Genomic DNA, 25,421 nt, shown 5'->3' with positions numbered 1-25,421 from the left:
AGGGTGACTCCGAGGATCAGCGCTGCCAGGGCTCGTGAGAAACGGCTACGCCACATCGACCCGGACGGCGTGGATCACGTTCCAGCGGTAGCCCTGCGGATCGCGCGCCTTGCCGCCGGGCTGCACGCGGCCGAGCGAGTCGGTGGCCCGCGCCATGATGGTGTGCGCGCCGGCGGCCGCCGTCCATGGCAACTCCCACCGGCGCCAGGCGTACCGGTGCGCCGCGCCGCTCAGCGCGGCCGGCGCCCACGTCTTGCCGCCGTCGAGGGAGACATCCACGCCGGTGACGGAGCCTTCTCCCGCCCACGCGTACCCCTGGATCATCTGCGCGCCGGCCGCCATCTTCGCGCCGTCGAGCGGGCTCATGATCAGGGACTTGCATTCGAGAGACTGAAGCGAATAGGTCTGCTTGGGATCCTCGACCCGTGGGGAGCGGTAGCTCCGCTGCATGAATGCGCCGTCCCACTCCTTGTCCGCCAGCGTGAGCCGCACCAACCACTTGAGCGACGCCGAGCCGATCCAGCCGGGAACGATCAACCGCGCGGGCCCACCGTGGAGGTGGGGCAGCGGCCGGCCGTTCATCTCGAGGGCGATCATCGTGTGCGGTTCCATCGCTTTCCAGATGGGGTGGCTGCGGATGAAGTCCGGCGCCTGAGGCGTCGGGGGCGCGTCATTGCCGTCCGGCACGACGTGGGAGGCGCCGGGACGGGGGCGCGCCAGGCGCAGGACGTCGGACAACCGCACCCCCTTCCAGACGGCGGTGCCCACCGCGCCGTTCTCCCACTGAAGGCCGGGGGCCTTGGGAGAGTAGAAGCTGCGCCCATTGCCCGCGCATTCGAGCGTGATGGTTTGGGTGATCTGCTCCATCCGCTTGAGGTCGTCCAGGCGGAGGGTCAGCGGGTTGTCCACTTCTCCATCCACCTTGAGCACGTACTGGCTGGCGTCGATCTCCGGCCCGTCGTAGTTGTTCCGGACGAAGAAGAGATCGGTCGGGGTGATGTCGGCGCCCAAGTCCTTGAGCGGCGTCTCGAGGTTCATCGGACGGGGGCTCCGCACGATCAGCTTGTCCTTGCCGGCCACCGGCGCCGGCGAGGTCTGAGCGGCGGCCGGGACGACGCGCCCCAAAAGCGCGGCTGCAGCGCCTACGTGGATCACGAACGCGCGACGTGTGAGCCTCTGGTCCATGATGCCCTCCCCGGTGTGTGCGGGCGGTTTGTCCGTGCTGCGTCATCCCCGTGCGCATGGGCGGCAGCGGTTGCGGCGATTGTACAAGGGCGCTCACACGAGGACAAGGAGCCGGCCGTCACAGCGCGGCCCACCCGCACGCGGGCGCGCGGTTGTATTTTTGGGGCGCCGTGAAGAAGGTGCTGCTGGTCACCACGGAGGGCAATGCCGACGGCGAAGCCGCGCTGGCGTTCTTCCAGTCGCGTGGCGCGGCCGTGGACGTGCGCGATGTCGGGCGCGACCCCGATGCCAGCGCCGAGGTATTCGGCCTGGCGGGTCGGCGCGCAGTCCCCACGATCGTGATCGACGAGCGCGTCTTCCTCGGCTTCCGCGGGCACCGCGACCAGATCGAGGCACTGGTGCGTGAGTAGGGTTTTGCTATACTCGCCTGTGCCGCTCGAGGACGTTGCCAGGACTCGCCGGGGTAGCTCAGTGGCAGAGCAACTGATTCGTAATCGGGGCCCCGGGGGCGCCGCAGGTCAAGCACTTGTGGCGCGCTTCTTCTTTCCCGCGCGCTTGGTCCGTCTCAACGAGAGACAGCCTTCTCACGCGAGCCCATCAGTCGCGACGACCTCCGGCTCACCTAGCACATGATCAGCACAAAGCCCAAGATGAACGTGGCGGCTTCGTGAGAAGGTGTGATCGCCATCAACGCTTGGCCAGGGGATCGACGTCCGGCGCGTGAACGTCGCGAAGGCGCGGATGCGCGAGGTGACTGGGTGGTCGTGGCCGGCGCTGATCCCTTGCGCCGAGGTGCCGGGTGACGCGGGGTGCGCGGCGATGGAGCGGCGGATGCCCGGCGAGGAAGAGAGCGGTGCGGGTCGATCAGCAACACGAGAGAGATGAGACGATGGGTTTATCTGGGAAATCCCGGCTGGATGCACGAGGCGAAGGTGCAGCTCCGGTCAAGGAGGCGCTTGTGCGAGTGATGAGAGCAGTGGCGCCGGTCGTGGCGGCCTGTCTTGTGTGCCTCACTACGCTGACGGTCGCGGGTCAGCAGCTGGGCGGGCAGTTCTCGGAGGAACCCGTGACCTTCCAGAGCGGGGGCCTTAAGATCCGGGGGGTACTGGCGCGCCCGCCGGGAGAAGGCCGCTTCCCCGCCTACATCCATACCCACGGCTCGATGACGGCGGAAGTGGCCAGCGGGCCTCCATGGACTCAGTTGCCGCCCGGCTCCCACCTCGAAGCGCTGGCCCGCGAGGGCTACGTGGTGCTGTGGGTCGCGCGTCGAGGATACCGAGGATCCGAGGGCACGACACAAACCTACTCGCTCCAACGGACGAGCGGCTTCCTCCCCGGGGCCGAAGACGTATTCCGGGCTGCCCAGGCCGAGGCCGACGACCTCCTCGCGGCATTCGAGTATGTGCGAACATTACCCTCCGTCGACCCGGACAGGATCGGCGTCGGCGGCCATTCCGTGGGCGGCCTCGTCACAATTCTCGCTGCCGCCCGCGAGCCTCGATTCCGTGCCGTGGTTAGCCTGGCAGGGGGCTTTAGGTGGAGGGAAGGGAACAGTGAGACGTCGTGGCCACTCCTTGACCGAGCCTGGCGCGAGTCGGCCAAGAAGATCGCGGCGCCGGTCCTGATTCTATGGTCCAAGAACGACTTCAATCTCGAGCCCGATGTGGGGCGCGAGTTGGAGAAAGATCTCAAGAAGGAGGGGCATCCGGTCCAGTTCATCCTCTACTCGGCCTTCGAAGACAACGGGCACTTCCTCTTCACCCGGCCCAAGGGCTTCAGTGTGTTTACTCCCGACCTCGTCCGCTTTCTTAACGTCAATCTGAAGGCCACCAGCGCCCGATAACGGCACCATGGCCATCACCGTTCTGACTAACGCGCTCCTGATCGACGGCCCCGGCAAGGAGCCCGGCGCCGGCGTGATCGCGGTACTCCCTGCCGGTTTGACTTGTCCCGCGCGGTCTGACAGGATCGTCGCGCGATGCCACGGGACATCCGCGCTATGATCCCGTTGGCTCTACCCGGAAAAGGACTCGGAAGGGAGGCCACATGATCCGTCACGATCTGGCTCTTCGTGTTCTCGCGTGCGCCGCCTTCGGCAGCGTCCTCCTTATGGCGCTGCCGGCCTCACCGCAGCAACCCCGAAGCCAGGAGGACGTCGAGCGGGAGTACCGGGAGCTGGCCTGGCAGCGCGGTCCGACGGAGGGACGGATTGGCAGCACCGCGACCATCAAGGTTCCTGACGGTCAAGCCTTTCTCGATGGACCGAACACCCGCCGCTTCCTCGAGCTCAACCGGAACCCTGGGCGCGACAACCACTACACGCTGGTGTCCGAACGCTCCGGCTGGTTCGCCGTCTTCTCCTTTGCCGACAGTGGCTACGTCAAGGATGACGAGAAGCTGGATGCGAACGCGCTGCTTAAATCACTCCAGGACAGTGATGGGCCCAGCAACGAAGAGCGCAAGCGCCTGGGCCTCCCCGCGCTCCATACGGAAGGCTGGCACGTTCCGCCTCACTATGACGCGGCGTCCCGGCGCCTGGAGTGGGGGGTGCGGCTTCGCGGGGAGCGCGGATCCGTTGTGAACTACACGATCCGGATCCTCGGCCGACGAGGGGTCATGAATGCAACGCTCGTCTCCGAGCCGCAGGATCTCGACCGGGACATCGCCGTTTTCAAGACCTCCCTCGGTGGGTTCGACTTCGTCTCCGGCGACCGCTACGCCGAGTTCAAGGCGGGGGATCGCGTCGCTGAGTACGGGCTGGCCGCGCTGGTGCTGGGCGGCGCGGCGGTCGTGGCCACGAAGACCGGGTTCATCAAGGCGTTCTGGAAGCTTCTCGTCATCGGTGTGATCGCCTTCGGGGGCGCGGCGACGGCCTTCTTCCGGAGGTTGTTCCGGCGGAGCTAGATCGCGGTGCTCGATCAGACGAGGGGCGCCGACTACGCGATCTGGTGTGTCGCCGCGCTGCTGTACGTGTTTGACGCGGCGAAGCTTCTGTCGCCCCGGGAGCTGCTCCTCGTGGAGGCGGGCCGAGGTCGGCTCGCGGCGATCTTCAGCGCGAATCCATTCACACTCGCAGGACGGGTCCTGGAGTTTGGCCCTCTCGTCCGCCCCGATCGGGGCGTCCTGGTGGCCACCTGGGGTCAACCGTGGGCGCCCGACGCCGCGCTCGAGTCCACGATCCAGGCGGTGGAGCGGCTCAGGGCGTCGCTCCTGGTCCCGCGCGTCCTCGCCTCGGCTGGTTTCGCGCTGCTCTTCGTCGTCGGGCCCGCGCTGACTCTGCTCGTGGGTTCCAATGCCGCCGTCGTCTATACGGCGGCCGTCCTGTACCCCACCGCCTTCACCGCCATCGGGTGCCTCTGGTGGCAACGCCAGCGGTTCGCGCTGACGATCGCTCACTCCGCGTGGGTGAGCGTCGAGATCCTGATATGTCCAGCCTTCCTTCCGAATCTGGTTCGCAAGATCACGAGCTCACACCTACTCCAGGCCGACGGAGCGCAGATTCTCAGCGCCACGGCCTCCGCGGACGCCAAGGAGGACATTCTTACGCGGATCGCGAACCGGGCCGAGGAGCTCATCGAGGCGGCGAGCCCCGACTCGATCGAGGAGGAGCAGCTCCGGAGCTATCTGGGCACTCTCAGGCGCAAGCCATGACCGTCGTGCTCCTGATCATCGTCGTGAACGTGGTGGTAAGCCTCTTCGGGTTTCGGGCCTTGAGCGCCGGCGATCAGAAAGCCCAGGCGTTCGTGTTCGTGCCGTATCAGGTTGCCCGTGGCGAGAACGGCCTCGGCATGCTCCTCGCGCACTTCGCGCACCTGAGCTACTTGCACCTCGGGTTCAACATGTTCGCGCTTTACTCGTTCTCGGCCACGGTCCTCAATGGTGTGGGGTCCGCGCGATACCTGGCGATCTACGCGGCCGCCGGGCTCGGGTCCGATCTCGTGGTCTTTGCCCTCCGCAAGGACGATCCCACGTATCGCTGTCTTGGGGCTAGCGGGAGCGTGTTTGGCATCATGATGGCGGCGGTCGTGCTCGATCCGACCACCTCGATTGCGTTCGTCTTCGTGCCGATCCCGATTCCCGGCCCCGTGTTCATGCTGGGCTATGGGATTATCTCAATCTTCCTCATCACGAAAAATAAGCGGGGGGGCGTCAGTCACGAAGGCCACCTGGGAGGCGCGATCATCGGCTTCGCCGTGGCCATCCTCCTTGCGCCCCGCGGGCTCCAGCCGCTGCACCGCTGGCTCGCGCACTGGTTTTGAGGGCGGCTGTGGGACGGGAAGCGTCGCGGCCGGGAGGGAAGACTCTGGGCCGCGCGGCGCCATGAGTGGGATCGGGCTTTATATCATCCACGCTCTGGGGCCGATCTGCTGCGTCCTCTCACTTGCATCTTGCGCAAGCAGAAGTCGCGCTATGCGCGGGAAGGGAGCCTCGTTGATGTTGGCACACTTCATCTCCAAGCAACCTTCCGCCCACTGTGCCGCCGCCGGGGCGCAAGTAGACGCAGGTGGCGAAGAAGCCGGGATGGACGCATCACTGTATAGTTCCAACCCTAGACCCTAGGCGGAAGGGGGCCCTTCTGTGGCGAAGTTCCGTCGTGGGACGCCCGGCAACACGTTCGCAACCTTTCCAACGAGGGTATTTTCATTCCTCGTTGACCCGACCGCACTGCCGGCGCTGGGTGGGTCGGAAAACATCGGCGCTCTCCGCTTGATTCGAGACCTTGGTGCACTCGAATGGCCTGTCGACGTGAAACTCCTCTGGCCTAGGTCCATCGACCGCGTCGCGCCGGCCGACGTCTCGGACCCCCTCACGATTTTGCTAGGGGGACATTTGGAAGAGGTGCGGGATGGTGGGGAGACAGGGCGATTCGTCGCGAACAGCCATATGGCCGAGACCGCGCGCGCGGCCCTTGGCGGCGACTCTGCGGAGCAACAGCGCCGTCGATCTTTGCTCGCGCTGGCGGATGACGCACAAGCGGACGGCCTCGTGACAGGCGACGATGTCCTTGTCGGGCAACGCTATGACCTTCTTCAGCACCACCGCATTCGCATCGTGCCCGTCGTCGAGTTCACCGACGTCATCGAAGTCTGTGCGCACGGGCATTCGATTTTCTGGTCGGCCGTTGACTCCGAGCGGCGGCTCACCGTCGACGTGTACTACCAAATAAATCACTGGAAGCAGAAGAGACTGGCGAGCTGGTACTGGGCGAAGCGGCAAGATCTAGAAGCCGATCTCCGGGACAACGTCCATAGCGCACTGATCAATCGGTATGCGCTTCTCGCGTACGCGCGCGACATGGTTCGGTTCTACGAGCTACAGCTCGATTATTTCCACCGGCGGGGCCTCTGGGGAGCGTTCGGGACGCTCCTCGGCTACCACATGACGAATTTCTACCTCTATCTCTGGGGCATGCTCGAGCATCTCGCGCTTATCGCGAATCAATCAAAGAAATTGGCCCTCCGAGAGAGAGACTGCGGCATCGAGAGCGCTACGCTCTGGAAAGCCCTCGGAGAAAGCGACCCAGCGCTTCGTGCTTATATTCGCGAGGGGCCGATACGCGAGTGGATCACGGCGATGGCCGACGCGAGGCATGCCGCCGCACACCGAGCCATGCTGCTGCCAAACTACATCGTTAGTGAGACGGAGGAGTCACAAAAGACGGACGCAGAGATCGCCGCAATCCTGAGAGAGGAGGACCCGAAGTTCTACGCATTGTTTCCCGAGCCGATGATCAGAATCCTGGGACCGCTGAAGATATCGCACTGGCGTCTCTGGAAGCTGCGGACGCTCGCCACAAATGCGGTCGTAGTCAAGAAGGAGTCCGAGGCGTACATCCGATTCGCGGTCATGAGCATCGACGACGACTTGATGATGCTGAACGCTGTAATTGACGCGTTCCTCGTGAGGCTGTTTAGCGTTCGAGCGCCAGCGACGCCTCCCGGATAACGCGAGTGACTTTGGAGCGTAGGCGACAGAAAGGCCACTATCAGACCGGGCCGGGGGCCGACGGTGTTCCTCGGCGTGTTGCCGACACTATTTTAGTGCGAAAGTAGTGCAGTTTCACCCCAGCTTCCCCGAGGGGGCCGTGCCCCCTGGTCGGCCGAGCATCCGATCCGCAGTCAGTTGGCCTCGGCGTGCAAGCTCTTGCCAGCGCAGGAGGTTCGCCGCGCCCGGGCGGCCGTGTGTTGCGCCATGTGCTGGGGGGGGCGCCTCCTCGGCCTCGTGGCGGCCCCGACAGGCTCCTAGCTCGCGGTCAGGCCGTCACCGCATGCGACGCCCGCGTGGAGCCTACCGTGCCGGCGCCCGCCGGCTCGCGCGCGATGCGAGCAGGCCCGCCGCGATCGCCCCGAGGATCAGGAGCGGCAGCCCGAGCCAGACGCGCTGGCGCTCGCGCGCGCGACTCCGGAGCGTCTTCAGCACGAAGCGGTCGCCGGCCGTGATCTCGCCGCGGGAGGCGAGGAACTGGCGCAGCCGCTCCTGCTGCTCCGGGGTGAGCTTCGCCCGCCCCCACTGGACGTCGACCTCGAGAGTCTTGAGCCGCCGGAGCTCGGCCATTCCGCGCTCGAGCGCCTCGCGGCTGTCGCGCCAGGCCTGGCGCTCCCCCGGCGTGAGAAAGACGAGCTCGACACCTGGAACCGCCTCCTCGATCCAAGCGAGCCAGTGGTGGTCCATGCGGGGAAAGGCCGCGAGCAGGATCCCCGCGAGCCCGACGGCCGCGCTCGCGACGATGGCGACGCCGCGCAGGGCTTCCCAGCCGCGCTCTTTCACGGCCCGCGCGAGCGCCCGGAAGCCGAGCACGCACGCGACGGCGGCCATGAAAGCGCCGAAGGTCGCGACCACGGCGGCGCCCGTCGGCAGGTCCCAGGCGAAGGACGCCCAGAGCCCGAGCGTGCTCACGATCGCGCCGACGGTCCACCCGATGGCAAGGCGGCCCGTGACCGAGCCTGACAGCAGCGCGCCCACGGCCGCGGGAACGATCAGGTAGGAGAATACGAGCAGGACGCCCGCCACGCGCACCGAGCTCGTCACCACGACGCCGAAGGTCAGGTAGAAGGCGAAGTCCCACCAGCGCACGGCGCGGCCCCGCGCGGCGGCGCCCTCGGGGTCGAACGAGATCTCGAGGAGGGGCCGGCGGATCGCCGCGTGGAACCCGCCGAGCAGGGCGTACAGAAGCGCGAGCCGTCCCACCTCACCGGGGGAGACGGTCAGGATGCTACCCACGAGGAGCTGCTTGATGTGCTCCGCGCCCTGAGGCGCGCGGTCCACGACGAGCACCGTGAGCGCGGCCGAGACCGCGTAGACGATCCCGATGATGGCCTCCTGGGGGATAGCCCCTCGGTGGACCCGCGTCAGCGAGAAGAGCCCCGCGCCGGCCACCGTGAAGGCGAGCGCGTACCAGTAGGCGGCCTCGCTCTGGATCGGATGCCCCGCGAGAAAGGCGATCGTGATGCCGAGCGCCGCGACCTGTGCCAGCGCAAGGTCCACGAAGATGACGCCGCGGGCCAGGACGTGGAGCCCGAGGTAGACGTGGATGCCCGTCAGCACGAGGCACGCGAGGAAGGGCAGCCAGAGGAACTCGAGCATCAGCGGGCCCGGAGCGTTTCGACGAGGCGCGCTACGTCGAGGTCGAAGAGGGCGAGGTAGTCGCGGGCCTCGGGAGCGCCGCCGACCGAGGCCACGAGCGTCACGGCGTGGGCGCCGCTCAGCGACGCGACGCGGGCGACGAGCGCGGCGCTCGAGTAGGGCTCGGCGATCAGCACGCGCACGTTCGCGTCTCTCATTTGCCTCGTGAGCGTGGCCAGGTAGGCGGGAGAGGGCGGGACTCCAGGCACGGGCTCAACGGCCGCCACGATCAGGAGGCCGAAGCGCCTGGCGAAGTACGGCCAGCTCTCGTGGACCACGACGACCTTTGTGCCACGATACGGGCCCATCGCTTCCGTCCAGCGCTTGAGCCCCGCGTCGAGGCGCTTGAGGAAGGCCGCGCGGCGCGACTCGAAGTACGCGCGCTCGCTTGGGGCGAGGCGCACGAGCGCTTCCAGAATACCCGCGGTGATCGGCCGCGCGTTCTCGGGGTCGAGCCAGTAGTGCGTGTTGCCGAAGCCGTGGACATGGTCGCCCCGCTCGGGCTTGACCCGCGCGGTGTCGGCCTGCAGGAGCTCGATGCCCTTCGAGCAGTCGAGGACGCTCGCGCCGCCCTTCGCCGCGCGGGAGTCGCCGAGGGTCCGGAGAAGCCCCGCCAGCCACGGCTCGTGGTCGAGCCCGACCCGGACGAGGAGCGCCGCGCCGCGGAGCGCGGCGATCTGCCCCGGCTTGATCTCGACCGCGTGCGGGTCCACGAGCGGCGGGGCGAGCGCTTCCACGCGCACGCGGTCGCCGCCGACCTCCTCGACCAGCGCCTTGAGGTCGGTCGAGGTCGCCACGACGGCAAGCGGGCCGCCGCCCCACGCGGGAGCGGCGGCCCAGAGCACGAGCGCGGCGCCGAGAAGCGCCCGCTGCACAGGGGCTACTTCTTGGCGGTGAAGACCGACTTCGGGATCATGCAATGTACGCCCTTGCGGACGTCCACCACCTGGCTGACCCGGCAGTCGCCGACCATGGACACGAGCGAGTACGCCTCGTAGCGGCTGAGCTGGACCGTTTTCTGCGCGGCCAGGATATCCACGGCCTCGCGGACCGCGTTGACCATGGCCTTGTTGAGGTCCTCGTCGAAGCCGATCGCGATCCAGTGGGTCTTGGTCTCCATGCGCGGCCAGTCGAGCTTCATGTCCTTGCGGACGATGAGTTGCATCACGATCTCGCGGTAGGAGCACTCGAGCGCCGTCAGGTTGACCTCGCCGTTGCCCTGGCGGCAGTGGGAGTCGCCCGTCCAGACGAGCCCGCCCTTGAGGAAGATGGGGATGAAGATCGTCGTGCCTTCCTGGAGCTCATTGATGTCCATGTTGGAGCCGTTTTTCCACGGCCTGATCGTGGACACCGGCGCCATCGGGTCGGTCGCGCCGCCCTTGCGGGGCGACGGGTCCTTGGGGTCGATCCCGACGGCGAGCGTGCCCGGGAAGGGCTGGAGGTCGATCGTGACGCCCGGCTTGAACTCGGCCTGGCGCTTGTCCCAGTCGAGGAAGAAGTATTTCACGAAGCCGTCGGGCATCTCGGGCGCCAGCGCCCCGATCGTCGGGAACTCCTTGCCCGGCAGGTTGAAGTTGGTCCCGAAGGCCTTGGGCGTGATCTTGAGGATGCGGATCTCCATCACGTCGCCGGGCTCGGCGCCGTTGACGTAGATGGGACCGGTCAGCGAGTGCGGCCCGCCGCCCGGGTTCGCCTTCCGGAGCGCGACGATCTCGTCCATGGTCGTCCCGGGCTGAATCTTGTTGTGAGCGTGCATCATCGTCTCGACGGCGACGGTGTCTCCCGAGTTCACGACGAGCTTGGGAGGCTCCTTCGGGTCGAGCCAGCCCCACTGCGTCGTCTCGAGCGTGGCGGGGAGGAGGTGGTACTTGCCGCCCGGGACGGCCACCGTCCGATCGCGCTTGCTCTCGTCCATCGCCTGCTGGGCGACGGCGTAGAGGCCTGCCGTGAGGAGCAGGGCCAGGGCGGCGAGGCCTGCGACGACTGCCTTGCGGGTGCGGAGCTTCAGAATCATAGCGTGTCTCCTTTCGTGTGAGCCGGACGGGTCCTTAGGCCTTGCCGTCGAGGGCGCGCTTGAGCTGGTCGAGGTGGTTGTCGTCGTGCCAGGCCATGAGCTCGACGAAGTCCTTCACGGTCATCTTCCCGCGCGTGGCGTGGATGCCACCGCGCTGCCACTGCTCGGGCTTGAGCCCGCGGAGGAACTTGAGCGTCTCGTCCCGCCGCGTGTTGAAGGCCGCCAACGCCTCCTGCACGTCGTTTCGCGCGTACTGGCGCTCGATGGCCCAGCGGTCGGGCTCGACGCCCAGGAACTTGGGCTCGTCCATGGCCATGACGCTCTGGAAGCGGATCATGAAGGACTCTTCCGTGTCGCGCACGTGGCAGACGACTTCCTTCGCCGACCAGTTTTTCTCGTCCGGCCGCTTCGACAGCTTGGCGTCGGGCACGCCCTTGATGGCGGCCGCGTAGTCGTTGACCGTGCGTTCCATGCGCGCCAGCTGTTCCTCGAGAGTGGCCATGCCGGGACCTCCGTCGGTGACGAGTTGATGGAAGAGGTGCGATTCCCGCTGGTAGAAGCCCTGCGTGTGCAGCGAGTCCCCCAGCCTCAGCAGCGTGTAGTCCAGATGATGCCCCATCTCGTGGAGCAGCGTCCTCAAGAATGTCCGGAAAGCGACGATGCGCTTCTGCCGCGCCGTCCGCATCCAGAGCGTGATGGTCGGCGGCTGTCCCGGCCGGTTCGCCGTCTCGTAGAGGCCGTGCAGCTCACCCCAGCGCGCGTGCGGTCTTGCCGCGAGCACCGTCACGCGCACCGGCGGCAGCCCGAGCGCCCGCGCCATCGCGCCCGCGAGCAGCTGGCACGCCGACTCGGTCAGCGCGTGGTCGCCGCTTTCGAGCGCCGCGCCCAGCTCGGCCACGAGCGGCCGGAGCGCCGCCGCCCCCGGCAGCACGACCTGCGTGATCTTCTCGCTCCGCAGGTAGATACCCTGCTGGCGCCGCGTCAGCCGCTGGAAGTACGCGAAGGGCATGCGGTCATGGATGCTACCGCCGCATCGCGCGAGGGTCAACCGAGGTTGTATTGACCCGGCGACGTCTTGCGCGCGTCGCTAGCCTGATCTACCCTGCCGACATCGTGGGTGGCAAGCTTCGCAGCGAGCCCAAACAGGGAGAGGTGAGATGGCGGACTATCGCGGCATGGAACAGCGGCTCTCCGAGATCCTTGGTCTCCAGCGGCGCCCGGTCGCGGTGACGTTCCGGGACACGCCGCCCGCGGGGGTACCCAAGTTCGCGGGAACGGAGCCCTCGGGGTGCAGCTTCTGGCGGATCGCTGCGGGCGGGCGGACCTTCTATACCGTCCCGGGTGACCACTACAACTGCGCGATCGGCAGCTACACGCATAACCTGGACCTCCCGAAGGACCGCGCCCAGGAGCTCGGCCAGACGCTCACCTTCATGACCGGGCTCGGCTACATCAAGATGGAGGAGATTCCCGGGATCCCGCGCCTGCCCAAGCCGCCGGGCGCCGTGATCTACGCGCCCCTCGCGGACACGCCGGTGGATCCGGACGTGGTCGTCTTCTCGGGCCGGCCCGGACGCGTGATGCTCCTGCAAGAGGCCGCCATGCGCGCGGGTGTCGGCGCGCAGGCTCCGCTGCTCGGCCGCCCGACATGTATGGCGCTGCCCGCCGCCCTCGCTTTCGGCGTCGTCTCCAGCACGGGGTGTATCGGGAACCGTGTCTACACCGACGTGGGAGAGGACGAGCTGTACGTGGCGGTGCCCGGAAAGGACCTGCCGAGAATTGCCGAGGAAGCCCAGACCATCGCCGCGGCCAACGCCAAGCTGTCCGAATACCATCGCGGACGGCGAGAGACGCTGGCTACGGAGTAAGTGGGCCGCCAGACGTGATCGGGGTCAGGTCTTGAAATGCCACACGGTCGCGTTGGCGCCGTTGGTCTGCTGGAATTCAAGACCTGACCCCGCTACGACCCCGCTACTTGGATGAGGTATTTGGTTTTGGGCCTTGTAGTTCTCTTCCTCGGAAGTGTTCTTCCCGCCTCTGGCGATGAGATCAGCGTCATCTATGATTTACGGCCCGAGGCGGACATTCCGCGTGAGGCGCGTGGCGCGGGAACGAAACCTGACCCTGACGCGAAGAGCGGCCCTCAATCCAACATCACGTTCGGGATTGTCACTGACCTGAAAGACTACGGCCCGCTGCGGAGCGTCATGCCCCAGGGTATTCACGCCGTGACGGTCCGCTACTACGATGGCTCCTTCACGGACGTCCAGGAGGTGAAGCGGTTCCTGACCTCCGTGCTGCGATCGGAGAAGGGCAGCACCACGGCCTACTGTCCCTGGGCCGAGTCGCTGCCGGTGCCGGCGATCGAAGCGACGATACAGTTCACCTCCGGAGCGAAAGGCAAGCTACTGCTCTGGCGCCAGGGGCGCCTGGTCTACCAGGATCCCGGCCTTAAGTGGTGGTTCGGCTACGGCTGGTGAGAGACGGCGCGCTACTTCCCGGTCCACTTGGGCTTGCGCTTCTCGACGAAGGCCTTGGCGCCTTCGACACGGTCCTCGGTAGTGCGCAGCAGCGTCGCGAGGTCGTTCTCGAGCCTGATACCGTCCTGGAGCGGAAGACCGAGTCCGCCTACCACCGCCTCCTTGGCGTAGCGGAGCGCGATCGGCGCCTTGTCGGCGATCTGGCGGGCGAGGGCCTGCGCTGCGGGTAGCAGCTCGGCGACCGGCACCACGCGCTCGACCAGCCCGATGCGGAGCGCCTCGGCGGCGGGTACGCGCATCCCCGTCAGGATCATCTCGAGCGCCTTGCCGCGGCCGACGAGCCGCGGGAGCCTCTGAGTGCCGCCGCCGCCCGGGATGATCGCGAGGTTGATCTCGGTCAGCCCCAGCTGCGCGTCTTCGGCCGCGATGCGGATGTCGCAGGCCAGGGCGAACTCGAGCCCGCCCCCAAGCGCGAAGCCGCGGATGGCGGCGATGATCGGCTGGGAGCAGCGCTCCATCTCGCTCCTGAAGTCGAGGCGCTTGCGGGCCTCCCGGAAGTGGGTCGGCGTCGGCGGCTCGAGAAACTCGCGGATGTCGGCGCCCGCGCAGAAAGCGCGCTCGCCCGCGCCCGTGACCACGACCACCTTCACGCCGTCGTCGGTCCTGAGACGCGTGAAGATCTCGAGGAGCTCGGCGCGCATGGGATTGTTCATCGCGTTGAGCACGTCGGGGCGGTCGAGGATGATCGTCGCCACGCCGTCCTTCGCTTCGTAGCGAACGGGCTGCTCAGGCATGCTTAAAGGTCCTTCCCGGTGATGACGCCGCGGCGGTGGAGATCGGCGATGTCCGCTTCGGCGTAGCCCGCGCCGCGCAGGATCTCGGCGGTGTGCTGACCGAGCATGGGCGGCGGGCCCGGATCGGCGCCGGGCGTTTCGGAGAAGCGGAGCGGCAGGCCCATCATCTTGAGCTTCCCGACCTCCGGGTGGTCGTACTCGACGAGCATGTTGTGGTGGAGGACGGCGGGGTGGGTCATGAAGGTCCGCAGCTCCTGGGTCGGCGCGCACGGGATGTCGGCTTCCGTGAGGATCCGCACCCACTCGTCCCGCGGCCGCGAGGCGAAGGCCTCCTCCATGAGCGGCGTGAGGGCGTCGGAGTTGTCCCGGCGCCCGAACCAGGAGGCGAAGCGCGGATCGCTCGCCCATTCGGGCTTGCCCAGCACCTTGCAGAGCTTGACCCAGAAGGACTGGTTGCCGCAGGCGAGGAAGAACCACTGACCGTCGCCCGCGCGGTAGAGCCGGTACGTCGGGGTGTCCCGGTAGACGATTTCGCGGCCCGGCCAGTCGACGAAATTGCCCGATTGAAGCGCAAGGACTCCGTGCAGCAGCGAGGTCCACACGCGCTGCCCCTGGCCCGTCCGCTCGCGGACGAAGAGGGCCGCCAACACGGCCTGGCAGGCGATCGCCGCCGTGTAGTAGTCGGTGACGGGGATGCGCACGTACTGCGGCGCGGCGCCGAAGCCCTGGAGCGTCATCACGCCGCCCATCGCCTGGAAGACGGGATCGTAGCCCGGCCGGTCGCGCTCGGGTCCTTCGGGCCCGAAGGCGCTGATCGAGCAGTAGATCAGGCGGCTGTTGACCGGGCGGAGTGATTCATAGTCCACGCCGAGCCTCTCGACGACGCCCGGCCTCATGTTCTCCATCACGACATCGGCGGTTTTGGCGAGACGGCCGATCACGGCGCTGCCGTCGGGGTCCTTGAGGTTGACGGCCAGGGAGCGCTTGCCGCGGTTCCAGCCGTAGAAGCCCGGCAGCTCGCGGAAGGAGTCGCCTTCGAGCCCCTCCACCTTGATAACGTGGGCGCCCATGTCGCCGAGCATCATGGCGCTGTAGGAGCCGGCGATGTACGACGTCAGGTCGACGACCGTGACGCCGTCGAGCGGGCCGCGAGCCTCCGGCATTACCGCGAAGACGTCACGTGCCGCGTGATCAGCTCCCGGTGGTACTCCGTGTCGCCGTACAGCGGCTCCAGCGCCTTGGCCCGCTTCATGTAGAGGTGCAGGTCGTACTCCCATGTGAAGCCGATGCCGCCATGCACCTGGATGGAATCGCCGCAGACCTTGCGCGCCGCTTCGTTGACGTAGGACTTGCAGATGGACGCGGCGACCGCGGCGTCTTCGGCGCCGGCGGTCAGCGCCCACGCGGCGTAGTAGACGGCGGCGTGCGCGTTCTCGACCTCGAGCAGCATCTCGGCGCAGCGGTGGCGGATGGCCTGGAAGGAGCCGATAGGCTGGCCGAACTGTTCGCGCACCTTGGCGTACTCCACGCTCATGTCGAGGCACCGCCGTGCGGCGCCCAGCATCTCGGCCGAGGACATCACGGCGGCGCGGCGCAGGAGTGACTCGACGACGGGCCCCGCCGTCCCGGGCTGGCCCAGGATGGCGTCGGCGCCGACCGCGACCTTGTCGAGCCGCATCTCCGACCAGCGGCTGCCGAGATCGATGCCGACCATGGGCGTGAGCGTGACGCCCGCGGACTTGGGATCCACGAGGAAGAGCGACAGCCCCTCGGGTGAGCGCGCGGGCACAAGGACGACGTCGGCCGCGTGCGCCCAGGGCACGAAGCGCTTGAGACCCGACAGCGCCCACCCGCTCCCGGACTTGGCGGCTGTCGCGGCTGTTGCGGCCGGGTCCCAGTCGAGATGCTCCTCGAGGAGCGCCGCCGTCGCGCGGACCGTCCCCGAGGCGATGGCGGACAGCCACTTGTCCTTCTGCGCGGCGCTGCCGCCGAGCGTGAGGCCGAGGCCGCCGAGCACGACCGTGGCGAAGAAGGGGCCGGGGTAGGCCGCGCGGCCCATCTCCTCGAGCACGAGAGCGAGCTCGACCAGGCCCAGGCCCGCGCCGCCCTGCTCCTCGGGGAAGGGCAGGCCGAGCCAGCCCAGCTTGGCCATTTCGCCCCAGAGATGGTCGCTGTAGCCCTTGGGGTCGTCGAACATCGCCCGCACATGCGCGGGCTTGCACTGCTCATCGAGCGCGGCGCGGACGGAGTTTCGCAGCAGGATCTGGTCGTCGCTGAACGAGAAGTTCACGCTTTGCCTCCCACCCGGTCGGCGCGGGTCTCTTTCGGCAGGCCGAGGATGCGCTCGCCGATGACGTTCTTCTGGATCTCCGAGGAGCCGGCGTAGATAGTGCCGGCGCGCGACCAGAGGTAGGCGTAGGCCCATGAGCCGCGCTCGCCGACGGCCGTGTCGATCTCGAGCTGGAATTCCTTGGGCGCGCCCTCGGTGAGCTGGCCGTAGGGGCCGAGGATCTCGAGCGCCAGCTCCATGAAGCGCTTCTCGAGCTCGGAGTACGACAGCTTGGTCAGGGATCCACCGGCGCCCGGATGCTCGCCGCGCTCGAGCAGCGTGAGCGTCCGAAGCGCCTGGTAGCGCTCGACCTCGATCTCGGCCCAGATCCGCCCGAGCTTCTGGCGGACGAGCGGATCCTCGATCAACGGCTTGCCGTGGCGGCGCATGCGCCTCGCCGCTTCGACCAGCCGCGAGTGCTGCGAGGCGTAGTTCGTCACGCGGGCCAGCGCCCGCCCGCCCCGCTCGTACCCGAGCGTGGTCTGCGCGATCGCCCACCCTTCGCCGAGCTTGCCGATCTGGTCGCTCTTCTCGACGCGGGCGTTGGTCATGAAGACCTCGCTGAACTCCGACGAGCCCGTGATCTGCTTGAGCGGACGCACGTCCACGCCCGGCTGGCGCATGTTCATGAGGAAGCAGGAAATGCCCTTGTGCTTGGCGACCTTGGTGTCGGTGCGGGCGAGGAGGAGGCCCCAGTCGGCGATGGCGCCGGCGCTCGTCCAAATCTTCTGGCCGTTGACGACGAAGTGGTCGCCCTGGTCCACGGCGGATGTCCGGAGCGCGGCCAGGTCCGAGCCCGCGTTGGGCTCGGAGTAGAGCTGGCACCAGAGCTCCTCGGCCGAGAGGATCTTCTTGAGGTAGCGGCGTTTCTGGGCGTCCGTGCCGTGGACGACGATGGTCGGCCCGGCGATGCCGAGGCCCAGGCTGTTGGTCGGCGATGGCGCGTTGACCCGCGCCATCTCGTCGGCCACGACGGCCTGCTCCATCGGCCGGGCGCCGCCGCCGCCGTACTCCTTGGGCCAGCCCATGCCGAGGTAGCCGGCGTCGAAGAGCTTCCGGTGCCAGGCGCGCCGGTCCTCGAGGTTGCGGATCTCCGTCTTCGGCAGGTTCTGCTCGAGCCAGGTCCGCACCTGCTTGCGGAAGGCGATGTCTTCGGGCGTGTAGTTCAGATCCATGGGTGGGGCCTCCTTTAGAAGACTCGCCTCGGACGGTGGGGCCCCAGCCCCACGACGTCCTGCGGCTCGCAATGCAGTATCAGACTCGCCTCGGACGGTGGGGCCCCAGCCCCACGACGTCCTGCGGCTCGCAATGCAGTATCAGACTCGCCTCGGACGGTGGGGCCCCAGCCCCACGACATCCTGCGGCTCGCGATGCAGTACCAGAGTCGCCGCGTTGCGGCTCGCGCTGCGGTCGAAGTGCCCCCGGTTCTAGCACGGGTCGGGTACACGGTCAACCTGAGGTGGCCCAGGTCTCGTGGACAGTGAATAGGGTAGCGGTGTCGGGACGGCGTGGTCACGCAGCATGGCGCCGCCGGCGGGTTTCGAGGCACGCGTGCCGGTGCCGCCAGGCGTAGTAGCCGCTGCGCGACATGTCCAGGAGATTGCGGCGGAGCGTTGTCCCCTTTTCGGTGTCCGCCAAACCCGGGCTACCGGGCTACCTCACCGAGTTCTTCGATCCACGCCTTACGTGATTCCTGCCTCTTCATTGGGCGCGAAGCTCGAACACCACGGCTAGCCCAGCCAGAATACCGCCTAGTACGACACTTCCGATCATCCCCCACCGGACAACATAAATCAGCACGACCTTCTCCGAGAGTTTGCGCGCTGCCCAGTGCGGGTAGCGGATGCGACAACGGGACTTTGGCAGGGTGGCGAGTCCAGCTGGCCTATCCATTTCGGATCTACCGCCTTGTTTCAGCGTCTGGGACCAGAATCATCCTGGCGATCAGTTTCCCCCCGGATTCCACGTACAGGACACCGACCGTGTCGCCTCCCACCAGGTCACGCGGACTAGTTTGCCTCTGGCCGCGTCGGATGGTGCAGCCGTTCAAGTCGAACGCGTAGTCCGTTGGGGGCGTCCCGGGTGCTTCCAGCACGAGCTGTCTGTCGTTGACGGTCTTGATGGTGCTCCTCATGTCCTTTACCTGAGCGACGCCGGACTCGCCGCGCGTCCTTGGATGGGCGTCGAGGGATGGGCGTCGAGGGATGGGCGTCGAGGGATGGGCGTCGAGCGCGGCACCTTGGGTCACGGGCGTGTAGCGAGTGTTGCGGTCCTAGCGAACGACAGTCAGCAACGCAACCAGCCCCCAAGCCAGAATGCCCAGCGCTGCGATCTTCCCGTGCATTCCGTGCATTGAGGCGCCCCCTCCCTTGGCGCTCGGGTTCGTTGACTGACTCGTTGACCGGCCTACAACTTCGAACAAGCAGATCGCGTACCAAGGGTGCTATCCCTCCGTCACGACAGCGTTCATCCGCTCGCTGAGCCAGCCCGGGCTCGGTGCATCTGCAAGTTTTGCGGCCTCAGGTCTCGTTTCGTTGACGTCCCGTCCAACAGCGCATTCTCGTCGCCCTGATTCGGAGTGTGGAGCCGAAGCTTCACTTTCTCTTCGATCTGGCAGATCGCTCCTCGCCCCTTCGCTCTTGTTGGCTCGATTTCGGATGAGTAGCGCTCCGCCTTGAACTCCTTTCTTCAGCAACGTATCTGACGTTCCCCATCCATTGAGCCTCTGCAGTTCTTGCAGTTTCATGATGGCGCCCCGGGCAGCGGCCGATGGAATTGTTCATGACGGCGCGCTCATCCACCGTTGGTACGCGGAATGCTGGTAACCAACTCTGTCAGCCATGGGCTTTTATGTGGGCGGGCACCGGGTTCCTCTGGAAGATCTCCAGGTTATGCTCACTCCTCGAGAATATTGTGGCGTCATGGCCGCGGTTCAGCGCCAGTTCAGTGATCCGCGAGATATTTGGCGTGACCAGTGCTGGCCAGCGTTCCGGGATTTTAGGGCGGGGAACCTCTCTGCAGCCGTGAAGCTGTTGAAAGCGCTCCTCAGGGAGCAGCCCGAGAATGGGCGCATCTACCGCTTGATAGGTCTCGCGCACCTCGCTCAGGGGCGTCCGCGCGCGGCCCGGAAGCACCTGGAGCGCGCACTGCGCCTCCTGCGAAGAGAACAAGCGGGCAGCGGCAGCCTCCAACATGCGCTCCAAGCTCAACTGGAGCGCGCCATGCTCCGCTACGCGCTGCTGTCACTGTGCGTCAGGCTCGGCCGCCCGAAAGACGCGCGTATGCTCGCGGCAGAAGAGGGCTGGGATCTCTGAGGCGGCATCCACACAACGATAGCAAGGAGGGGAGATGGTTGAGGACGGCGGTCGTCGACAGTTGGAGGCCAAGACGGACGTCGAAACACTGGCAGAACACGCCCGCAACCTCGAGGGAGCGGGAATGCTGGAAGAAGCGCTGTGGGCTTGGCGTCGCGTCCTGCAAATCGACGGAAACTACCTGCCGGCGTGGGAAGCGTCGAACAGGCTCCTGTCAGCGCTGCCTCGGCAATATGACAAGGCAACACCACGATGACGGTTCCGCGCTCACGCCAAGTGAGGCTGTCGCGGGGCTCGGAGCTCGCGCACCCTGGCGCCGTGTGCGCGAAGGGGGGCGATGCAAGACGACAATCCGTCACGTCGCATCTCCGCATGCTCGCCGAACAAATCGGACCTCGTGCCGCCGGCACACCGGAAGCCGCCGAGGCGCGGCGATACATTGAGCGCAGTATCAGAAGTCTGGGACGTCTACCGGACGTCCAGCCCTTCTCTATCGTCATCCCACGGTATCCGCAGTGCATCCTGGTAACTGATGCGGGACGGGTGATTCCAAGTCTTCCAATTCTCGGCTCGGCCCCGACTCCGGGAGCCCTCGGGGGGATCCCGAGTCTGTGGCGTGACGGCGCGGTCAGTGAGACGCTGGTTGGCCATCAGGGCGGGTTCCTCCTCTGCCCCGTTGCGCCCAACTCGACCAGCGTATACACGCGCCTTGCGTGGGAGCGTAGGGCAGCCGGTGTCATCTTGTATCATCCGGATGTTCCCGATCTCTACTCCGAGGTTGTAGCGAGCGGCGAAGCTGGTATTCCGTGTGTCACGGTCCGGCGGGCCGACGCCCAATGGCTCGCTCAGAACCGGCCTCCCATTCGATTGAACGTGATACGGACGCCGGTCAAGGTCTTGTGTTCGAACATCCTTGTAGAGGTCGGTACGGTAGGCCGTCCTCTTCTCATCCTGGCTCACTACGATACTCGGCCCGGGAGTCCAGGGGCGCTGTGCAATGCCTCTGGGGTCGCGGTCTTGCTTGAGCTTCTCCACAGGTTACGCGGTTCGACCGGGCCGCGAGTTCTGTTCGGCTTCCTTGATGGTGAGGAACTGGGTGCCGCCGGCTCCAGGCATTGCCGGGATGTGCTTCACGCCCTTGGCACTTTGGAGCACCTCCGAGGCGTGATCTATCTCTCTGGGATGGGCCTTGAAAATCTCGCTGTGCTCTTGCCGGCGTGGGGCTCGGCTTCTCCCCGATCGACCGTGGCGGGGCAGTCTCGTCTCCTGACGATGGCAAAACGGTGCGCCGTCGACGAGCAGATCCACGTTTGCGATGAGGCGTCGGATTCTGGGCACAGCCCAGTTCCTCCCGGAGTCTGGTCTTGCGCGGCGATTGGACTTGCTGGCACTCCGGCACCCGTCCGGCACACGAGCGCGGATCTCCCGAGTATCGTCCAGCCACGGCATCTTCTGGCAGTTGCCGCCGCGCTGGATCGCTTGGTTCGCCTCTCGTGACGCTGAGGCGAATGTGAAACCACCTCGGCCCGTCGGGAGGAGGAACAATATCGATATACGTGAGGCAAACTGCTGCGAGATCAAGACACTCGCGGGGAGGCGCCAAAGCCTCAATCCTGATTTCCCGTCAGCAGAGACTCTTCTCCGACTTCGAGAGAGGCCAAACGTGCTTATGCCAGTTGCACTGGTGGAAGCCGAGGTCATCGGCTTCGCCTTGGCCTCGCTGACCACGGAGCATGAGCGCCGATTGGGCATCGTTCGATATGTCCTCGCCTTCGTAGATGGCGGCCCAGCTGCCGACGCCATACAGGTTGCTCTGCTCGCTAGGCTCGAACGGCAGTTTGCGGCGTTAGAGACCGACGAGATTCAACTCGGTGCCGATGAGCCAACGATATTGACCGGCTACCTCGATAAGATGGGCTACAGGCTTGACGCGCTAGGCGTCGAGGATGCTCCCTCTACGGACTCGCGGCGCCAGGTTTTCAAGTATCTGAAACCAGTGCTCTCCCGGACGCGAACGGGTGCGCGCCACCCGCAAGGATGATCGGTGGTAGACTGGCTCGCAGGAGGTGCCAGGCCTTGGAGTTCCGGGCCGGTATGTTTAGTTCGTATCATTCGGCGGCCCCGCACGGAGACGACGTGCCCGCGCTGGTGATGCTCCCAGAGGCCCTGAGATGACACCACGCAGGGCCGTGCTCAATTCGAACGTGAGAAACACCCGCTGATCATGTTTCGACCAGTGCCCTCGCACGCTCCCTTCGGCCGCATGCCGCTCCGCCTAGTCCTGTCGGTGGTCGGTGTCCTTATGCTCGTGCTGGCTGCCGGGATGTTGGCCGGGGCCCAGTATGCGGCGCATCTCCTTAAAGATACCGCCACATCTGCGCCCGGAAATAGATGGACAGAGATGGAGATCGTGCTCGGCCTCCTGGTCTTGCTTGCCGCCATCGGCGTTTTAGGGGTTAGCACCGTTCGAGGCTACTCGGTGGTCACCCGGACGTTCGAGCGCTCCAAGACCCAGATGCACAACATCCTCAACAGTATCCCGACCGGCGTTCTCACACTCGATTCTCACGCGACGCTCACCTCGCTCAATGGGGCCGCCGAACGGATCTTGGGATTGCCGCGGTCTGCCGCTATAGGGCGACCCTTAGACGACTTGATCCAGGCTGATCCAGAGCTCGTCGCGTGGGTCCGTCAGGCTCTCGCCGGCGATCGGCGCACTCAAGAGGCCGATGTCTCTCTGGCGCGCGGTGGCGATCAGCGGGTCACCATTCGGGTCTGGGCTTCCGATCTCAAGGGAGATCGCGGACAGCCAGAGGGGCTGGTAGTTCTCTTACGAGATGTCACCGAGATGAGCCGACTCGAGCTCCAGCTGCGCCGGGCAGACAAGCTGGCCGCGCTGGGAACCCTCGCTGCCGGGGTAGCACACGAGGTCATGAATCCTCTCAATGCGTTGAACCTCAATCTCCATCTCCTCAGACAAGAACTCGCCGCCCCCCGGCGTGCCGGGGCCGAGGTCACGGGATACCTGGACATTCTGCGCGCAGAGATCCAGCGGATCCATCGGATCGTCGAAAACTTCCTTCGCTTCTCCAAACCTCCGGTCCCGGAGACGAAGCCGCTTGACCTCAACGCCACGATCGAGCGGGTCCTCAGCCTTGTCGCATTCGAAGCTGGTGATCGGGACCTCGCGATCGAGACCGAGCTTGATCCTGGTCTCGAGTCGATTTCGGCCGACGACGGACAACTGAGTCAAGTGTTCTTGAACGTGGCCATTAATGCGCTTCAAGCTATGCGGCCGGGGGGCACGCTGACCGTGCGAACTCGTGTCGACAAGAACGTCGTCGAGGTTTTGTTCAAGGATACGGGGGAAGGTATCGCCCCGGACCATCTCCCGCATCTTTTCGATCCTTACTTTTCGAGTCGCCCGGCGGGAGTAGGGTTAGGGCTGGCCATTGCCCACCGCATTGTAGAGGGCCACCACGGCACGATCGACGTAGACAGCACGCTCGGCAAGGGCACCATGGTGGTCGTGCGCCTGCCCCGGACGGGCCCTCTATCTCACGCGTGCGAGGACCACTGATGGCGGAGAGTATCCTGATTGTCGACGACGATATCAACGGGCGCACCGCCCTCGCGCGGATTCTTGAGAAGACCGGTTACGAAGTCGCGGTCGCAGAGAGCGGTGACCAAGCCTTGAATCTTTTCCATGAGACCTCGTTTGATCTCGTGGTGACCGATCTGAAGATGGTTGGGGCGAGCGGCATGGAGGTGCTCCGTGCGGTGAAACAATCACATCCGGACACAGAGGCTATCCTTCTCACCGCCTACGGGACGATCGAGAGCGCGGTTGAGGCAATGAAGTTCGATGCCTACGACTACCTCACGAAGCCCGTGGACCCAGACCGTCTCACCCATGTGGCGGCAAAGGCTCTCGAGCACCGGAGGCTTCGCACCGAGGTGCGCCAATTGCGCGAGCGCATCAATGTGCGCGAGGCCTTCCACCACATCGTCGGGAGAAGCCCTCAGATGCGGGACGTGTACGAACGGGTCCGCCAGGTCGCTCCGACTCTCGCCACGGTGCTGATCACGGGAGAGTCAGGTACCGGCAAGGAACTCGTGGCACGCGCCATTCACGCCGCAAGCCCGCGCCGGGAGCAGCCCTGCGTGACCGTGAACTGCGGTGCGCTACCCGAGAGTCTGCTGGAGTCGGAGCTGTTCGGCTACGAACGGGGTGCCTTTACCGGAGCGGTGGCCATGCGCCCTGGGAGAATTGAACAGGCCACCGGCGGCACGCTCTTCCTGGACGAAGTCGGCGAAATGAGTCCGAAGAGCCAAGTCGATTTCCTCCGCGTGCTCCAGGACCGAGAAGTGCGACGGCTGGGTGGAAGACACCCGATCATCGTCGACGTCCGATTCATCGCCGCTACCAACAAGAACCTCGAGGAAGCTGTCAAGGCAGGCGCATTTCGCGAAGATCTCTACTACCGCCTTGCCGTGATCCCCGTCTCTCTTCCCCCCCTCCGCGAACGGACAGAAGACATTTCGCTTATCGCGGCGGTTTTCCTACGCGAGTTCTGCACGAAGTACGGACGCGATGAGAAGTTCTTGGCACCGGCAACACTCCAGGCCCTGCATGAGTACGTCTGGCCGGGAAACGTCCGGGAGCTTCGAAACCTTGTCGAGCGGCTCGTCGTAACTGTGAACGAGCGGGTGATCCGGCCCGTCCACCTCCCGGCGACGATTCTCACCGGAAACCGGTCCGAGCGGAGTATCACTGTCCCTCTAGGAATTCCCCTGCGTGTGATGGAGGAGCAACTTATCAGAAAGACCTTGCTTCACATGACTTCTCACCGGGAGCGCGCCGCCAAGATCTTGGGGATCAGCGCTCGTGCGCTTCACTACAAGCTCCGGAAATATCAGATTGAGTAGGCCGGCCGTGGGCTCGGGCTCCAGGTTTCCGGTAAGCCCCGTCCCCTTCGCCCCTTCGAAGACTGCAAGCCTTGCAGGCACGAGCGGGAAGACCGTTCAGCGGAGAGATCACCTGAGCGCCGACCACCTCGAATCAGCTGGAAGAACGGGGCGATACACGAGGGCATACGAGCGGCACGAGCCTTGCGTTAGCGTTGTCCATGACTTGTATGCGCATCACAAGCCGGTCGCGGTGGAATAGGTGCGTTTGGTAGGGGTGGCGATTCATCCGGCGCCACATGGCGTATTTCTTGGGAGTTCTCGAGGAATCTAAGTGGGTCGGGGTCACTGTCCGGGTTAGGAGCGAGAGGTATGGGGTCAAGCGGACAGAACGTGTATGTGGTTACCTGCGGCACGTGCGGCCAGACGTGGCAGCGGGCGAGTGCCCGAACAGGCGAGGTCTCTGACTGTCTCTTCTGCGGGGTGCGCGGATGGATTCGCCTCGGTTCGATGGAGACCGAGGGGAAGGAGCCGCAGAGAATTGCGGTCTGGCTAGAACCGCCAATTCGCTGATCTTCTCATCGCCGGTGCGCGGGAGCGGTCACGCTCTCTAGTTGAACCTGGCCGGTGCGGTCGGTGCCGATCCCAGCCGGGCGGAGCTGATTCTTTGACTCTCGAGGCTGGGCATGTGTTATGCCTTCTGTGGCCCGGCAGCTGCCATGCGGAACGGCGTAGTCGAGCAATGGTCGCCCGCAGGCGCTGGGCGCCGTAAGA

22 protein-coding genes are annotated in these 25,421 nt (G+C 65.9%); 13 read left to right on the top strand and 9 right to left on the bottom strand.

Translation table 11 applies throughout. From position 1 onward, the window contains the following. Window positions 1-45 precede the first annotated feature (45 nt). Window positions 46-1,185 carry a sulfite oxidase gene (locus tag Q7W02_27465; GenBank protein ID MDO8479867.1) on the bottom strand — a complete coding sequence of 380 codons (1,140 nt, stop codon included), beginning with the start codon at window positions 1,183-1,185 and terminating at the stop codon, window positions 46-48. 170 nt (window positions 1,186-1,355) lie between these two features. On the opposite strand from Q7W02_27465, the gene Q7W02_27460 reads away from it, so the two are divergent. The 6 genes from Q7W02_27460 to Q7W02_27435 all read left to right on the top strand — a co-directional run bounded on the left by Q7W02_27460 (window position 1,356) and on the right by Q7W02_27435 (window position 7,131). Then, window positions 1,356-1,595, top strand: a complete 240-nt coding sequence (locus tag Q7W02_27460) for a glutaredoxin family protein (GenBank protein ID MDO8479866.1) — start codon at window positions 1,356-1,358, stop codon at window positions 1,593-1,595. Window positions 1,596-2,152: 557 nt separating this feature from the next. Then, entirely contained in the window at window positions 2,153-3,028 is an 876-nt protein-coding gene (locus Q7W02_27455) for a prolyl oligopeptidase family serine peptidase (protein MDO8479865.1), read from the top strand. A 203-nt stretch (window positions 3,029-3,231) separates the two neighbouring features. Continuing rightward, window positions 3,232-4,089, top strand: a complete 858-nt coding sequence (locus tag Q7W02_27450) for a DUF2167 domain-containing protein (GenBank protein MDO8479864.1) — start codon at window positions 3,232-3,234, stop codon at window positions 4,087-4,089. 6 nt (window positions 4,090-4,095) lie between these two features. Continuing rightward, on the top strand, window positions 4,096-4,836 hold the full coding sequence (locus tag Q7W02_27445) for a hypothetical protein (GenBank protein MDO8479863.1): 741 nt from the start codon (window positions 4,096-4,098) through the stop codon (window positions 4,834-4,836). Then, complete coding sequence (locus Q7W02_27440) at window positions 4,833-5,444, top strand: rhomboid family intramembrane serine protease (GenBank protein MDO8479862.1); 612 nt, start codon at window positions 4,833-4,835, stop codon at window positions 5,442-5,444. Before Q7W02_27445 ends, Q7W02_27440 begins: the two co-directional genes overlap by 4 nt. Window positions 5,445-5,763: 319 nt before the next feature. After that, on the top strand, window positions 5,764-7,131 hold the full coding sequence (locus tag Q7W02_27435) for a hypothetical protein (GenBank protein ID MDO8479861.1): 1,368 nt from the start codon (window positions 5,764-5,766) through the stop codon (window positions 7,129-7,131). Window positions 7,132-7,473: 342 nt separating this feature from the next. Here the strand turns inward: Q7W02_27435 and Q7W02_27430 are convergent, their stop codons facing one another. From Q7W02_27430 to Q7W02_27415, 4 genes are read right to left on the bottom strand one after another with little or no spacing between them, the layout of a single operon-like run. Continuing rightward, complete coding sequence (locus Q7W02_27430) at window positions 7,474-8,769, bottom strand: iron chelate uptake ABC transporter family permease subunit (protein ID MDO8479860.1); 1,296 nt, start codon at window positions 8,767-8,769, stop codon at window positions 7,474-7,476. Continuing rightward, window positions 8,769-9,683, bottom strand: coding sequence for a metal ABC transporter substrate-binding protein (locus Q7W02_27425; GenBank protein ID MDO8479859.1), 915 nt, complete (start codon window positions 9,681-9,683; stop codon window positions 8,769-8,771). Before Q7W02_27425 ends, Q7W02_27430 begins: the two co-directional genes overlap by 1 nt. Window positions 9,684-9,688: 5 nt before the next feature. Further along, complete coding sequence (locus Q7W02_27420) at window positions 9,689-10,822, bottom strand: acetamidase/formamidase family protein (GenBank protein ID MDO8479858.1); 1,134 nt, start codon at window positions 10,820-10,822, stop codon at window positions 9,689-9,691. 34 nt (window positions 10,823-10,856) lie between these two features. After that, window positions 10,857-11,831, bottom strand: a complete 975-nt coding sequence (locus Q7W02_27415; GenBank protein MDO8479857.1) for a DinB family protein — start codon at window positions 11,829-11,831, stop codon at window positions 10,857-10,859. Between the two features lie 148 nt (window positions 11,832-11,979). On the opposite strand from Q7W02_27415, the gene Q7W02_27410 reads away from it, so the two are divergent. Then, on the top strand, window positions 11,980-12,690 hold the full coding sequence (locus Q7W02_27410) for a DUF169 domain-containing protein (GenBank protein MDO8479856.1): 711 nt from the start codon (window positions 11,980-11,982) through the stop codon (window positions 12,688-12,690). Window positions 12,691-13,029: 339 nt separating this feature from the next. After that, window positions 13,030-13,302, top strand: a complete 273-nt coding sequence (locus Q7W02_27405; GenBank protein MDO8479855.1) for a hypothetical protein — start codon at window positions 13,030-13,032, stop codon at window positions 13,300-13,302. An 11-nt stretch (window positions 13,303-13,313) separates the two neighbouring features. Here the strand turns inward: Q7W02_27405 and Q7W02_27400 are convergent, their stop codons facing one another. The 4 genes from Q7W02_27400 to Q7W02_27385 are packed head-to-tail and all read right to left on the bottom strand — an operon-like array spanning window position 13,314 to window position 17,600. Next, entirely contained in the window at window positions 13,314-14,096 is a 783-nt protein-coding gene (locus tag Q7W02_27400; protein ID MDO8479854.1) for an enoyl-CoA hydratase-related protein, read from the bottom strand. Between the two features lie 2 nt (window positions 14,097-14,098). Next, the gene (locus Q7W02_27395) at window positions 14,099-15,259 is read right to left on the bottom strand and encodes a CoA transferase (protein MDO8479853.1); all 1,161 of its coding nucleotides are present in this window, start codon (window positions 15,257-15,259) and stop codon (window positions 14,099-14,101) included. Continuing rightward, window positions 15,259-16,386 carry an acyl-CoA dehydrogenase family protein gene (locus Q7W02_27390; GenBank protein MDO8479852.1) on the bottom strand — a complete coding sequence of 376 codons (1,128 nt, stop codon included), beginning with the start codon at window positions 16,384-16,386 and terminating at the stop codon, window positions 15,259-15,261. Before Q7W02_27390 ends, Q7W02_27395 begins: the two co-directional genes overlap by 1 nt. Then, window positions 16,383-17,600 (bottom strand): acyl-CoA dehydrogenase family protein, encoded by a 1,218-nt coding sequence (locus tag Q7W02_27385; GenBank protein ID MDO8479851.1) that lies wholly within the window; start codon window positions 17,598-17,600, stop codon window positions 16,383-16,385. The genes Q7W02_27390 and Q7W02_27385 overlap by 4 nt, the downstream gene beginning before the upstream one ends. Window positions 17,601-19,346: 1,746 nt before the next feature. Here Q7W02_27385 and Q7W02_27380 point away from each other — a divergent pair. The 5 genes from Q7W02_27380 (at window position 19,347) to Q7W02_27360 (ending at window position 24,668) form a co-directional block, all read left to right on the top strand. After that, window positions 19,347-19,739, top strand: coding sequence for a tetratricopeptide repeat protein (locus tag Q7W02_27380; GenBank protein MDO8479850.1), 393 nt, complete (start codon window positions 19,347-19,349; stop codon window positions 19,737-19,739). Window positions 19,740-19,773: 34 nt separating this feature from the next. Continuing rightward, window positions 19,774-19,995, top strand: coding sequence for a hypothetical protein (locus Q7W02_27375; protein ID MDO8479849.1), 222 nt, complete (start codon window positions 19,774-19,776; stop codon window positions 19,993-19,995). A 1,254-nt stretch (window positions 19,996-21,249) separates the two neighbouring features. After that, window positions 21,250-21,780 (top strand): hypothetical protein, encoded by a 531-nt coding sequence (locus Q7W02_27370; protein MDO8479848.1) that lies wholly within the window; start codon window positions 21,250-21,252, stop codon window positions 21,778-21,780. A 360-nt stretch (window positions 21,781-22,140) separates the two neighbouring features. After that, window positions 22,141-23,319 carry an ATP-binding protein gene (locus Q7W02_27365; protein MDO8479847.1) on the top strand — a complete coding sequence of 393 codons (1,179 nt, stop codon included), beginning with the start codon at window positions 22,141-22,143 and terminating at the stop codon, window positions 23,317-23,319. Next, window positions 23,319-24,668, top strand: a complete 1,350-nt coding sequence (locus Q7W02_27360; protein MDO8479846.1) for a sigma-54 dependent transcriptional regulator — start codon at window positions 23,319-23,321, stop codon at window positions 24,666-24,668. The genes Q7W02_27365 and Q7W02_27360 overlap by 1 nt, the downstream gene beginning before the upstream one ends. Window positions 24,669-25,421: the final 753 nt, after the last annotated feature.

Source organism: Candidatus Rokuibacteriota bacterium, from assembly GCA_030647435.1.
Classification (GTDB): domain Bacteria; phylum Methylomirabilota; class Methylomirabilia; order Rokubacteriales; family CSP1-6; genus AR37.
The sequence above is the reverse complement of the archived record's forward strand: the minus strand, read 5'-3'. Positions and strand labels throughout refer to the sequence as shown.

Excerpts from the sequence above, each read along its gene's own strand:
- Q7W02_27440 (MDO8479862.1), top strand. The coding sequence starts at position 4,833 with ATGACCGTCGTGCTCCTGATCATCGTCGTGAACGTGGTGGTAAGCCTC.
- Q7W02_27375 (MDO8479849.1), top strand. The coding sequence starts at position 19,774 with ATGGTTGAGGACGGCGGTCGTCGACAGTTGGAGGCCAAGACGGACGTC.
- Q7W02_27430 (MDO8479860.1), bottom strand. The coding sequence starts at position 8,769 with ATGCTCGAGTTCCTCTGGCTGCCCTTCCTCGCGTGCCTCGTGCTGACG.
- Q7W02_27465 (MDO8479867.1), bottom strand. The coding sequence starts at position 1,185 with ATGGACCAGAGGCTCACACGTCGCGCGTTCGTGATCCACGTAGGCGCT.
- Q7W02_27385 (MDO8479851.1), bottom strand. The coding sequence starts at position 17,600 with ATGGATCTGAACTACACGCCCGAAGACATCGCCTTCCGCAAGCAGGTG.
- Q7W02_27420 (MDO8479858.1), bottom strand. The coding sequence starts at position 10,822 with ATGATTCTGAAGCTCCGCACCCGCAAGGCAGTCGTCGCAGGCCTCGCC.
- Q7W02_27380 (MDO8479850.1), top strand. The coding sequence starts at position 19,347 with ATGGCCGCGGTTCAGCGCCAGTTCAGTGATCCGCGAGATATTTGGCGT.
- Q7W02_27365 (MDO8479847.1), top strand. The coding sequence starts at position 22,141 with ATGGAGATCGTGCTCGGCCTCCTGGTCTTGCTTGCCGCCATCGGCGTT.
- Q7W02_27455 (MDO8479865.1), top strand. The coding sequence starts at position 2,153 with ATGAGAGCAGTGGCGCCGGTCGTGGCGGCCTGTCTTGTGTGCCTCACT.
- Q7W02_27360 (MDO8479846.1), top strand. The coding sequence starts at position 23,319 with ATGGCGGAGAGTATCCTGATTGTCGACGACGATATCAACGGGCGCACC.
- Q7W02_27400 (MDO8479854.1), bottom strand. The coding sequence starts at position 14,096 with ATGCCTGAGCAGCCCGTTCGCTACGAAGCGAAGGACGGCGTGGCGACG.
- Q7W02_27405 (MDO8479855.1), top strand. The coding sequence starts at position 13,030 with ATGCCCCAGGGTATTCACGCCGTGACGGTCCGCTACTACGATGGCTCC.
- Q7W02_27415 (MDO8479857.1), bottom strand. The coding sequence starts at position 11,831 with ATGCCCTTCGCGTACTTCCAGCGGCTGACGCGGCGCCAGCAGGGTATC.
- Q7W02_27450 (MDO8479864.1), top strand. The coding sequence starts at position 3,232 with ATGATCCGTCACGATCTGGCTCTTCGTGTTCTCGCGTGCGCCGCCTTC.
- Q7W02_27410 (MDO8479856.1), top strand. The coding sequence starts at position 11,980 with ATGGCGGACTATCGCGGCATGGAACAGCGGCTCTCCGAGATCCTTGGT.
- Q7W02_27395 (MDO8479853.1), bottom strand. The coding sequence starts at position 15,259 with ATGCCGGAGGCTCGCGGCCCGCTCGACGGCGTCACGGTCGTCGACCTG.